The 11,879-nt window shown below is 53.2% G+C and carries 11 protein-coding genes; 4 read left to right on the top strand and 7 right to left on the bottom strand.

Annotated elements, in window-relative coordinates:
• Positions 1-118: 118 nt before the first annotated feature.
• Positions 119-928: a methyltransferase domain-containing protein gene (locus tag HXY34_02410; protein NWF94970.1), complete on the top strand. Its 810-nt coding sequence runs from the start codon at positions 119-121 to the stop codon at positions 926-928.
• Between the two features lie 420 nt (positions 929-1,348).
• Complete coding sequence (locus HXY34_02405; protein ID NWF94969.1) at positions 1,349-2,074, top strand: hypothetical protein; 726 nt, start codon at positions 1,349-1,351, stop codon at positions 2,072-2,074.
• Positions 2,075-2,255: 181 nt separating this feature from the next.
• On the opposite strand, the gene HXY34_02400 is transcribed toward HXY34_02405, so the two are convergent.
• Positions 2,256-2,630, bottom strand: a complete 375-nt coding sequence (locus HXY34_02400) for a hypothetical protein (protein ID NWF94968.1) — start codon at positions 2,628-2,630, stop codon at positions 2,256-2,258.
• Positions 2,631-2,709: 79 nt separating this feature from the next.
• On the bottom strand, positions 2,710-3,090 hold the full coding sequence (locus HXY34_02395; protein ID NWF94967.1) for a hypothetical protein: 381 nt from the start codon (positions 3,088-3,090) through the stop codon (positions 2,710-2,712).
• A gap of 120 nt (positions 3,091-3,210) precedes the next feature.
• Here HXY34_02395 and HXY34_02390 point away from each other — a divergent pair, with 120 nt between their 5' ends.
• Together HXY34_02390 and HXY34_02385 are read left to right on the top strand one after the other, a co-directional pair.
• A complete protein-coding gene (locus HXY34_02390) occupies positions 3,211-3,519 on the top strand; it encodes a DUF167 domain-containing protein (protein ID NWF94966.1) in 309 nt (102 codons plus the stop codon).
• Between the two features lie 82 nt (positions 3,520-3,601).
• Positions 3,602-5,779: an OPT/YSL family transporter gene (locus HXY34_02385; GenBank protein ID NWF94965.1), complete on the top strand. Its 2,178-nt coding sequence runs from the start codon at positions 3,602-3,604 to the stop codon at positions 5,777-5,779.
• Here the strand turns inward: HXY34_02385 and HXY34_02380 are convergent.
• The 5 genes from HXY34_02380 to HXY34_02360 form a co-directional block, all read right to left on the bottom strand.
• The gene (locus HXY34_02380) at positions 5,776-6,762 is read right to left on the bottom strand and encodes a hypothetical protein (GenBank protein NWF94964.1); all 987 of its coding nucleotides are present in this window, start codon (positions 6,760-6,762) and stop codon (positions 5,776-5,778) included. The genes HXY34_02385 and HXY34_02380 overlap by 4 nt on opposite strands.
• A 13-nt stretch (positions 6,763-6,775) precedes the next feature.
• On the bottom strand, positions 6,776-8,158 hold the full coding sequence (locus HXY34_02375) for a hypothetical protein (GenBank protein ID NWF94963.1): 1,383 nt from the start codon (positions 8,156-8,158) through the stop codon (positions 6,776-6,778).
• Positions 8,155-9,477: a DUF58 domain-containing protein gene (locus HXY34_02370; protein NWF94962.1), complete on the bottom strand. Its 1,323-nt coding sequence runs from the start codon at positions 9,475-9,477 to the stop codon at positions 8,155-8,157. Before HXY34_02370 ends, HXY34_02375 begins: the two co-directional genes overlap by 4 nt.
• Positions 9,478-9,507: 30 nt before the next feature.
• Positions 9,508-10,446 carry a MoxR family ATPase gene (locus HXY34_02365; protein ID NWF94961.1) on the bottom strand — a complete coding sequence of 313 codons (939 nt, stop codon included), beginning with the start codon at positions 10,444-10,446 and terminating at the stop codon, positions 9,508-9,510.
• A gap of 63 nt (positions 10,447-10,509) precedes the next feature.
• On the bottom strand, positions 10,510-11,868 hold the full coding sequence (locus HXY34_02360) for a hypothetical protein (GenBank protein NWF94960.1): 1,359 nt from the start codon (positions 11,866-11,868) through the stop codon (positions 10,510-10,512).
• Between the last annotated feature and the right edge of the window lie 11 nt (positions 11,869-11,879).

The following is an 11,879-nucleotide window of genomic DNA, read 5'->3' as shown; positions in this document are numbered from 1 at the left end:
GCACGCGGATTAGGACAGACCTGCCGACCGTTCACACACCTGCTGACCGCTGCGACGTCGTAGGTCAACACATCCTAGGGCGTAAAGACAAAAGCGATGGACGGACTCCTTCAGGTCCATGTTTGATGCTGATCTCAGAATCCTGAGGTGTCCGAATTGCAGAGCGAGACTGCGCATTACGGAAGTGATAGAGTTGGAAGAGGAGCTGATAGAGGGAAGACTGACGTGCCTGAAGGGCCATTCATGGGCGGTCTCCAATGGCACACCTTCACTGTTGCACCCCCCTCTTGGGGAACATGACCAGAAGTGGGTGCTCGCCTATGAGATGACTGCGGAGAGGCATGGCGAGAACACGAGTGACTCCGACATTGCCATTGGTGTTGACACGATGGAGGAGAGGGAGAGACTTCCATCCTACGTGCCTGGCGATGCACACGGGCGCATTCTGAACGTCCTAGTTGGCGCTGGCACAGACCTCATTGCGTTGTCTAGAGTGATGGGCGATCGAATGGACAGAATCAGCCTCTACGGTCTCGATGTCTCGACACGAATGCTTGCAGTCGCAAGGGACAGGATAAAGGAGAAAGGGCTCCCAGCAACTCTCACTCATGGTAGTGTGTTTAATCTACCATATGAGAACGATTCATTCCATGTCGTACTGCACACAGGGGGAATAAACGCGTTCTCGGACATATCCAAGGCGTTGGAGGAGATGCTACGAGTAGTCATCCCCGAAGGAGTTGTCATTGTCACAGATGAGGGACTGTCACCTGAGGTACGCAAGACACCAAGAGGGAAGGAACTCCTCTCGGTCAACAGCAGATTCGGCTGCAGGCCTCCAATCCAATACGTACCAGACAAGGCAAGAGACCTCCGGCTAACTCACATAATGAATGGGACTTGTTATCAGATGGTCTTCAAGAAGTAGCCGGAAAACGTGATTTCCTCAGTGTCACCGAGGAGGTGATTAGATTCAAACGAGCCAGTGGGGGACTGAAAGCGGACATATGCTTCAGTCCCACAGTGGCCTTGGGTGGGGTCAGATGAGTTATGCTCAGGGGAGACTACCTGTACAGGTAACTGTACGCAATTGCTCTTGTCGAAGTTACCCGCTTCACATGCTTCGTCCTCTGGTCCTGGTTCTTTGCACTAGCCATTTCGTACACCTGCCGACTCAGTGTTTGTCGACGTGTATGGAGTGTACTTATACGCATATAAAGGTTTGTCTACGACACCATTGGTGGACGACACCATTCTAGGCCATTATGGATGGCAAGACAAATCTTAAATACAGCAGCTTTGAGTATACCATGAGCATACGGTACAATACATAGGACGGCATTCAAACATGGAAGAGGTTCCGGACACACTCAGGGGCATCGAGCTCACGGAAGAGGGGAGAGTGCCCCAGAGAGACCTTGTGTTCATCACTGATGAGGAACAGGCGCGTATACTTGATGACCCGGTTAGACTAAGTATAGTCAAGCTACTCAGGAAGGGAGTACCCGACATCATAACCGTCGAGACACGGGATGCGACGACGGGTGACAGGATCATAAGACAGAGAGAGGTTCAACGCCATGCGCTCTCAGTAGTAGAGATAGTAAAGCTGTCGTGTGAAACCGAGGGGAATGGCGAGATAACAAAGAACCAGGTCTACCATCATCTGCCGACGCTCATCAAAAGCGGCTATATCGTGAAGTATGGTACAGTGACCACAGGCAAGAGAACTACTGACTACTATTCCAGGACCGCAAAGGGATTCATCATCACGCCCGAACTTCCGTCGACGCAGAAGGAATTGCAGAATGAAGTGAGGAGGTTTCTTGATGGAGTCACCAAGAACATCGACCTCAGAATCACTCCAGAGAAGATGGAAGAGGCGCTGAAGCTCATTGGAGAAGTGAAACGCATATCTCAACAAGGCATAGCCACCATTGCCAAGATGATAAAGGGGGATGTTGTCGATCAGGACATGCTTGACATGTACGAGGAACTGGTTGACCTGTACTCATTTGGCAACGAGGAGTACGTCAAGGCGAAACGACGACTTCACGAGCTGCTCTTCAAATAGAAGCACATCTCTCTGAGGTGAACCACTCCCCTCGGCATTCCAATCGGTTCTGCCTCTCGACCGTGCTACAGGCCTCAAGGGAGACAGTCCGCCTGTAGGTCTGAACTGAACCATGCAAGGAAGCGGCTGACGCGTGTTGTACATGGTGATGCCATGTGATGACCAGACCTGTTTGGACTTGTCACAGCTTACCTATCAGACTGACTGCACAGCGAGACAGATCAATGACTGCAAGGTCTGGTATCGAGTCTGCAGAGGCCCAAGCAACAAGCCAGAGGTCACCTTCCACCATGGACATGAGGAGGTGTCCTTGCCCCTTGTCCGAAGTGAAGACCGAGAAGTCTATCCCCGAGGAGACCTTCTTGTACCGAATCCCGCTGACTGAGATCTCAGAGGGATCCTCTTCCTGAGCGCGAGCAAGACTAGCTGCGTCAGCCACCACGTCCCAGTTAGAAGTCTGCCAGAGGACCTCCGAACCCCTACAGACTGCAAAGGCCTGAATCTTGGGGTTGTTGGAGTACAGGGCTTCCCAGGTGGCGCCAATCGTTGACTCCATAGTATAGGAGGACCTCCGAGAGAGCAGACAATGGGGCCTCGGAATGTTGCATCTGAGTCCCCGGTCTAGTACAGAGTGATCAGACCTTTCCCTTAAGCATCTTTGCAGCACGGTCTACATCGACATATATACCGTCAGGGGCGGCCTTCGGATCGGCCCAAGCCACGACAAATTTGTCCCCCTCAATCTTCGCAAGGACAAGGATACCGCTACCGGACACGCTCCTGGCGACGAGGCTCTCTGGTGTGGACCTGATGGTGCTGTACTTAACCTGGTTCTGTACAATCGATGGGGCCCTGCTAGCCACAGCTGCACCCAAGGCAGGGGCATCTGCAGTGAGGTCCCAGTTGTTGCTCTGCCAGAGCACCTGACCTCTGGTCGTAATCACACCAAAAGCTTGAATCATCTGGCCCGAGTCATTGTAGGCCTTGGTATAAGCGTCCATGACAGGATCTGACAATCTGATTTCACCACACTGTGAGTTGTATGATAATCTACTGAGAGAACTGACGACTCTGCATTTTAACTTAATCGGGACGACCTAACAATCCATCATTTGTAACCGGGGAGAGCTGTACGAATGACACCGAAGGCGGTTGAAGACAGAGAGAAGGGGTGCGTAATCAACGTTGTTGTCAGGCCGGGCTCAAAAGCGAGAACACTCATTGCTGAGGTGAACGACGAGGCAATACACATCAACCTGCAGGCGCAGGCCAAAGACGGCAAGGCCAACGCAGAGCTAGTCAAGCGCCTCGCCAAGACTCTGGGAGTGCAATCCAGCAGAATAACAATACTGACGGGCCACAAGTCGAGAGACAAGACCCTGTTCATATCGGGCGTCGCTAGTGCGGAGGCCTTGTCCGCACTGAGGAGTGCCGTAAACGTATAAATAGCGGAGGAAGAGGGGGCTTTTCGTATCCCAGCATCTGCCGATGTCACCATAGATTTCAAGACGCGGAGGCCAACCAGTCGTGGACCGTAGAACAACGAGGATGTTGTCGGCAGGCATCTTCGGTGCAGGTCTGTTCTATGCATCTGTAGTTCTTTTTGAAGGGCGGTACTATGACCCGACTGTATACATTGCACTGGCCGCAGAACTCTTGATGGTTTATGCCTCACTTACACAGGAGCCCCCAACTAAGACTTGGTCAGCCGTCATAGGTGCAGTGGCTGGAACATACGTGTCATCTGCCATGCTTCTGGGACTGTTGAATGACATGGTCATTATGGTGGCAGGAGGCCTTGGGCTGTACTTGGCTCTAATGAGCAACCCCACGTTCCCGCTCACAAAGAGGGCCATGGCCACTGGTGTTGGCGTGGGTGTGGTAATGACGTTTCTCGGCATCTATCTCGCACTGAAGCTTGGAGTGATATACTTCGTCGGTGCGGAGATGCTTGGAGCCCTGATACTCACTTTCAATGGAAGGTACACAAAGGAAGAGAACACCATTGTGGTTGCAATCTCGAACACATCGTCGATGATTGTGGTGGGGGTCCTCATCGCATTTCCTGCGATTGCGATATTCGAGCCGGCGGTCGCGCAGACGCTGATCACCTTTGAGTTCATTGTCACCGTAACGGGGCTGAGCGCGGTCTTCGGAGTCCTACTGTTACTCCCGTTCAGGACAAGATTTGAGCGAGAGCCGTGGCCCCAAGTGCGCCCCCAGGCAGAGTGCATCATATGCATAGGCGCGGATGCTGAGGCAAGGAAGAAGGTTGGGGTTGGTATCGCGGCATCCGCGGGATATGTGGGTGCCACGAAGGTGACCGAGGCAGCAGCGGGCATCAGGCTGGCTGCCTTTCCTAACGCGTTTACGCATGCGATTCCGGACTGGATAGGGCTGACGAACTCGCCTCTGATAGCTGCAATCGGCTACTTTGTTGGATGGAAACGCGTCATGACACTTCTCCTCGGCAGTGCCCTCTCACTCACGGTCTGGGTGGTCCTCGAAGGGGCAAGTCCCATCACGTATGCGGACCACCTTCGCAGGCCGGAGATACTCTACATGGTACTTGGTGTGTTTGCACTCATTATCTCTGCAGATGTACTCGCAGGGAAGAAGGGCGAGATGACTCCAGAGCAGTTTGAAGAGGAGGTCAATCGTCGCAAGAGATCAGACAACATTGCAGTGATTGATACGCCACACAAGTCGGCGGAGCTGCCGTCACTGCTTCGGGTTCAGCATGAGCTCTTCTCTCTCGAGGAGTTCAAGTTGGAGTTCAGGAGAATGGTGTCAAACCCGGGAGATTACTTGCGAAGCACAAGGGGAAACCTTCCCCCATGGCTGGCAGCAGTCTCAATGGCAATCTTCATGGCATTTGGCATAGTGATCTTCTCCATTCTGGCACCATTCCCCGGGCTACAACTCCCATGGCTTCTGTTCGTCATTGGGTCCCCTCTCGCACTGATCTCCGCATACTTTACTGCCCGAGCGGTCAGCGAGACAGGAATGCTGGCAGGATATGTCTCAGACATTGTGGCCATACCAGCGATACTGTTCTTCCGTGTCACGTTCCAAGCGATTACGTCCTTCATGACCATGCTTGGTGTGCTGCAGGACGCAGCACTGGCGCTCCTCGTACATCTCAAGCTTGGGTCTCTGACAGGAGTTCGAGGAAGGGACATATTCAAAGCAGTGGTCATCGGCCTTACACTTGCCACATTCGGAGGCTCAATGATGATATACGCCATCTACAGGCAATACGGCTTCGGTGGCACTGATTTTCCCAGCCCTGCAGCGCAGCTCTTTGGGTTTCTAGTTAAGAGTCTCCAGAGTCTGGGGCAGCTTAGACTTCCGGGTATGGACTTCTTTGAGGGACTACACCCGGTCCTCGCATTTCTTTACCTGCTTTCGTACGGTGTTGCGGGCTACATTGTGGCTCGCGAGGTCAACAGACGTGGTCTGAGCGCCATGAGCCTTGCAGTCGGACTGCTGGTGCCACCTGCCACATCGCTGGTGATGCTGTTCGGAGCAGCAGTAGACTACAGAGCGAGAAAGGGAGAGATGACCACACAAGAAGCCAACGTGCGTTCCACGGACACTGACAGCACAGTCGCGACTGGAGCTAGCAGAGTACTCAGCGGAGTCGTCGCAGGCGAGGCGATTGTAGTTGTCATATGGGTCTTGGCCACGTTGTTCGTGGTCTAGTCCGCTACAAACTGTGGATGTGATTGCTGTGCGTACTCCGCCAGCCTCTGAATGAATGCGGGAAATTCGGTCTTTCCAATACTGCCGCCGGCGGCAGCGGGATGTCCCCCGCCTTGGGCGCCGGGGAACTCTGGCATGATGGTCTGTAGAGCCATATTGAGGTCAAGGTCGGTGTTTCTACGTCTGATGGACAGATCCACCTCGTCTGCATTGCTTCGAGCACTGACACCTATTATGGAGTCGGTGCAATATGCTGCGAACTTCGCGCACTTGGCTCGATAGCCATTGATTGGCACGTCCAGAACAAAACCCACGTTCCCCATCTTGCGAGCGTTGTTGCGGACAAATGCAAATAGATCATGCTCAATTCGTGTAGCCTTCACAGCCAGTGATACCAGTTCGTTCATCGAACTTGGTTCTACCCCCATCGCGAGTTGGAAGACCAAGTCCCTGAGACTCTTTGTACTCTCCATCTCTTGAAGTGCTTGGACCAGTATGCCCGCCTCGAAGTATAGCGTCCGCTTGTCGAAGTCCTCGAACCGCGCCGATGCAAAAGCAGTCTGATCGCAATAGTCCCCAATTGCTCCATATAGTGCCAGCCTCACTGCATGGTCTGGCAGATTCCTTCCGAACTTCCGAAAGACAAGTTCTGCAGCACAGGGACCTGTCTCGTGAAACAACTCGACCTTCTGAGACAAGAGACGACGATTTCGTTCGGCAAGCGGATGATGGTCAGTCCAGTGGATTATCGTCGTCTCTGGAAACGACTCAACTGCTTGAACAATCCTATCGAATGTCTGCACGTTGACCGCAATGTCACTTATGGAGATGACTGACGGCGGTGACTTCGACAGCCTGTGCAGGTCCTGATGAATTGTGGCGGGGCGGGTGAACTGGAAGGTCGAGCCGGGAAAGGCAAGAAGGGCAATCGCACCTGATGTGATACCATCAAGGTCTCCGTGCGACAGCACAACAGATGTCATGCCCAGTCCCCCTTCATCTGCGGAAGGTTTCCTCCAGAGCCCGGTCCCACTCATCCTTCTCCTCAGCCCCAGCGGCCTTTTTCCTACGTGCTCGTTCGCGCTCTCGCCTAGCCCTTGCGGCCGCTCTCTTCCGCTCCGCAAGTTCTTTCTTCCTGCGCCGCTCCAGCTCTTTCTCTTCCTTTGTGAGCTTTGGTTTCTCCTCCATGTTTCTGTTGCTGAGCATGGAAATCAGCATAGCAGTGAACGGGAACATGAGGACAACAGGCACAAGGAGTAACATGACAAACTCAGGCTGGACTAGCTCTAGACTCTGTGCGATTCCGGGCGGAAGTGACAGAACCGATACCAGCAGGCCGGGACTCATCAAGAGAAACGAGAGAGAAACTACCGCAAGGAAACGAATGCTTGAGCCTAACACCGTGGACACCAAGACATACTTGCTGGAGGGGGCGGCAGCCCGGGCAGTCAGCTCATCCTTGGCTTTCGGGTCCATTGAGAGCAGTTCGTCGACAAATATCTGGAGACGCCGCACATCACTCACTGCATCAAGTTTCTCGAGTCCGTCCTTGCTACCGAGTATCCGTCGTTCTATGGCCTCCCGCAGGAATGAGAATGCAGTGGCACCCGTTGCTCTACTCATGGCAGAACTGGCAGCGGCCTCTCCTCGCTCAATGGCATCCTGCTTGCGAGTCGCGTTTCGCAGAGCCAATAGTTGCTTCTTTAGCGTGTTCTCTCGCTCCTCAACGGGCTTGGCAACTGAATGACTGTAGATCATCTGATATCCTATCTCAAGGTAGGCCCAAGAGAGCAGTACAAGTATCTGCAGGCCGCTGGTTATGAACTCGGCAAAGCTACCTGGAAACACTGCATAGTCGTATATTGCAATCTCGCGAAAGGCTGCAACTACCATGATTAGCTGAATTGAAACGAAGGAGCCGACCACAAACTTGTGTTGCATCCGGAAGACCGATTGCAGGAACATTGCGACCCCGATGCCTGCAAAGAGAAAGTACATGAATGTGAAGGACTGATCGTAGAGACTAGCTCCCAAGACCGAGAAGTTCTGGGCGAGCTGTCCAAAGACTTGATACACATTCGTCAACGGGCCGTCAAGGCCGTACGGCTGCATATACCACATGCGCAGCACTAGGACGTTGTACAAGCCCACCACAATGTTGTCAAGAGCAGTGCCGCTTGCGAAGAATGCGGCCAGACCGCTCACGAGCACAAACACTAGGACGAAGAACAAGAGTGACAGGAGTCTGAAGACCGTCGCGATGAAGGTGTACGGGACGTCCCATCGCCACTGACCGGAGAGCTGATTGTAGACCAGCCAGCACATGACGACGAATACGACCGTAAACAGCAACTGGAGGACGACTGTGACCGGCTTCATTGCATCGCCACTCCTTTCTGTTTCGCAAGATTGTACTGGCGGATTATCGTTGGCAGGAAGTCTTCAGGACCCACATTGACCACGGGAATGTTGAACCTTGCAAGGGCACGAGCTATCTTCGCTCGTCGTTCCCAGAGCTCCTCCGAAACCGCTTCGGCTAGCACTTTCTCGACAGGACCAAACTGACCCACGGGTGCTTCGAACCAAGGTCCGAAGGGACTTATGATCTGGGCCCGGTGACCATTTGCCACGACTGTCTTCATTGCGTTGATCAACGGAGCTGGACTCTCCTCAAGGTCAGTGAGGAATATGAACAGAGTACGTTTCGTCAGCTGGCGGACGACATGACTGACTGCGGTCTCATAATCGCTCCAGCCACCCGGTGATGCCATTGCAAGAGACTCGAGGATGTCATACATGTGACTTGGGTTTGAACCCGGTGGAACGAAGGAGTGCACAAAGTCAGAGAACACACATGTGCCCAGTAGGTCTTTTCTCTCAAGCCCCATGTACGACAGGAGGACTGCAGCTCTGATTGCGTACTCCAGCTTAGTGTTCTCTGGATAACCGTTCCCCATGCTGCCGGACGTGTCCACCATACAGACAATCTGGATGTTCTTTTCCATCTCGAATTGCCGAACCATCATGTCCCCATGCTTAGCAGTGGCCTTCCAGTCTATGAGTCGAAAGGCATCGCCTGGGATGTAGTCTCTGAACCCTGCAAAGTCGGTACCCATTCCGACGACCTTGGCCCGATGAGCACCATACATCAGTCCCAGCTGGCGCTGCTTCCCAAGTGACTCCATTCTTCGAACGTCCTTCCATGTGGGATAGACCAAGATCTCGGTCTTCGCCTCGACCTCACGCTTATAGTAATGGAGGCCCACTCTGTCACGCATGATGACTTCCGTCGGACCTAGGTAGTAGCGCCCCCTCATACGCACCTGCACTATGTAGGAGAAAGTGATGCTGCCGCCCGGCTCAATCCTTGAGGCGATAGAGTTCTCGCCGATTGCCAGGACCCAGGTTTCTGGGAACTGATCCCAGACCTCTATGAAGTCAAAGTGACGACGAGAGGTGTTCTTCACCCTCACCTGTACCCGCAGAAAGTCCCCTGAGAAGACCTTTGTCTTGTCAACCCGACGCTGAACCTCAATTCCGGAGATGTTCGCGGTCAGAGCAAAGAGAGGCAGTGTGACTACAAGGCCAACGATGAGATAGACACCCAGTGTCGTGAGGTAGAAGTTGGTGTAGGCAAACCCACTGGTGAGCAGGAATATCCCTGCGAAGGCCATTGCAAAGCCTCTCTGTGTGATCACGTCCTCTTCCCTCTGGCATGGCAAATGAGCCTACTTGGGGCAATCAACCTCTCCTAGGATCTTTGAGATGACCCGTTCGATTGACAGTCCTTCGAGCTCGGCCTCTGGTTTTAGCATGAGCCTGTGGTTCAGGGTCTGGACAGTCAGTCTGCGGACATCCTCTGGAATCACGTAGTCGCGACCATGCATTGCAGCCCGCGTCTTTGAAGCGCTCATCAGGACCAGAGAAGCTCGTGGCGAGCCACCCAAGAGAATCTGAGGATCGTTTCTCGTGCGGACTATTATGTCCCGAATGTAGTTTATGACGTCCTCATCCAAGTATACCGTCTTACATGCATCCTGCATTCGCACTATCGTCTCGGGGTTGGCCAACACTCTGAGGTCCGTTGCCTCCCCAAGGTGTTTACGACGTATGACCTCGGACTCCTCACTGTCAGTAGGATAGTCCAGTATCAGTCTGAACATGAAACGGTCGAGCTGTGCCTCCGGAAGAGGATATGTGCCCTCCTGTTCTATTGGATTCTGGGTGGCAATGATCAGGAACGGGTTAGGCAGCTTCCGGGTCACACCTTCAATAGACACTTGGCGCTCCTCCATTACCTCAAGGAGAGCACTCTGTGACTTCGGCGGACAACGGTTGATCTCGTCAGCAAGTACAAGATTGGCGAATACGGGACCCTTGCGGAAGTAAAACTCGCCACTCGCTTGGTTGAAGACGTTTCCTCCAAGTATGTCACCTGGCAGGGTGTCGACAGTGAGCTGAATTCGCTTGAATGCGCAGCCCAGAATAGAAGCAAAGGTGCGTGCCATGTAGGTCTTAGCAAGGCCTGGCACTCCCTCTAGTACCACATGTCCGTTTGACAGGAATGCAATGAGCGTGTCCCTCAGCGCATCAGTCTTGCCGACGATGACTCGCTGACACTCGCGCACTATTTCCGAGGTCAGTTCGTGCACCTCAGGGATGCTCATGGGGCCTGACGAGGCCAGGCCGGTGCTTTCAATTTCCTCAGTGCTCATTTTCTCATGTCTACCTCACGTTTTTGATTCGACTAGGAGTGATTGGATGTTTCGTATGAAGAAGAAGAGATTCATCATCTCATTCTCCTTGATTTTCATGAAGGGACGGGCTGATATCTCTTCGATTCTCTTGATTGTTCTGTGGAAGTCGTCTTCTCTGAGTGTACGTTCTCTGGACGAGAGGATTGACCACAGCCTTCTTGGGTCGTAGTCGGCCCAGCCATATGTCTTCTTCAAGTCCCGTACAAGCTTCCGATACAGCATCTTGACGACTCGGGCGTAGTTGCCGACGCTACGATAGTATGCCATTCTCTCGCTGAAGTAAGTCTGTCCCTTCCTGAGGAAGACCTCTGACATCGACTTTACCTCAGGCTTCTTCGGGTCAGGAATGTACCGCCGTAGTCCAACAACTGTAAAGAGTGGAGCAACGACATAGAAGAATGGAAGTGTGGCGAAGAACAGGACTCGGCCGAGATAGACTCCATACATGAACTCAGCCGAAGTAAAGGGCACAGGCAGAAGCGTCTCACAGAACACCACTGGCAATGAGGAGTTACCTCTGCTGAGCCAGTTCACGACATTTGCAGCGAACACACTGTTGCTGCCCCGACCCAGCATATCATTGATGAAGAGACTCGGGTCACTGACTGCAACCATTCTTCCAAGTGTCTCTTCACCCTGGAGGAGGAGGTCGAGGTCGATTGCACCGGCGACCGGCAGTGAACCACTCCACTCGTTCTCATCCGGATAGGGAGAGGGGTCACTGATGTTAGTATCGCACCATGCCCTCTGGGTCGTCCATGCAACTCCTGCGAAACCCATAGCAGACCTGGGACTGAGTGCGGTTGCCCAGTTCAGATGCAGACTGGTGACGCCCTGGGTGAGTGCGCCTCCGTCCAGACCGGGTGTGAAACGGGTAATCACAGGTAGCTTTGGACTCGTATCGTAGGAGTCTAAGTCTAGAAGCACGCCACCCGTAAAGGAAACCAAGCTCTCGATAGGTAGACCAGAGCCACCAAGAGAACCTGCAAGTAGAAGGTTCAAGATGGCCAAAGAGGAGTTTGCGGTTCCAAAGTCATCTGCTATCAATAGGCCTCCGCCTTGAGATAGGTGATCCCAGAAGACAAAGGCGGCTTCAGCGCTGAAGTCCTTTACAGGGCCCATAATTACAAGTATGGCTTGACCTCTCAGGCGAGTCACGACGCTGACGACAGACTGTATGGACATCGTTTCGCGTCCTGTCGACTCAATCTGTACTCGAAAGTCGCTGAGCCCATTCCATTCTTCATTGTAGATACTGAAGTCATAACTGTAGGACTCCTGCACTCCGCCGGCGCTCTCAAGGACTAGGATACCAACTGGTAGCCATGTCAAGACAAACAGTA

It is taken from the genome of Candidatus Thorarchaeota archaeon, assembly GCA_013388835.1.
GTDB lineage: Archaea > Asgardarchaeota > Thorarchaeia > Thorarchaeales > Thorarchaeaceae > JACAEL01.
The sequence above is the reverse complement of the archived record's forward strand: the minus strand, read 5'-3'. Positions and strand labels throughout refer to the sequence as shown.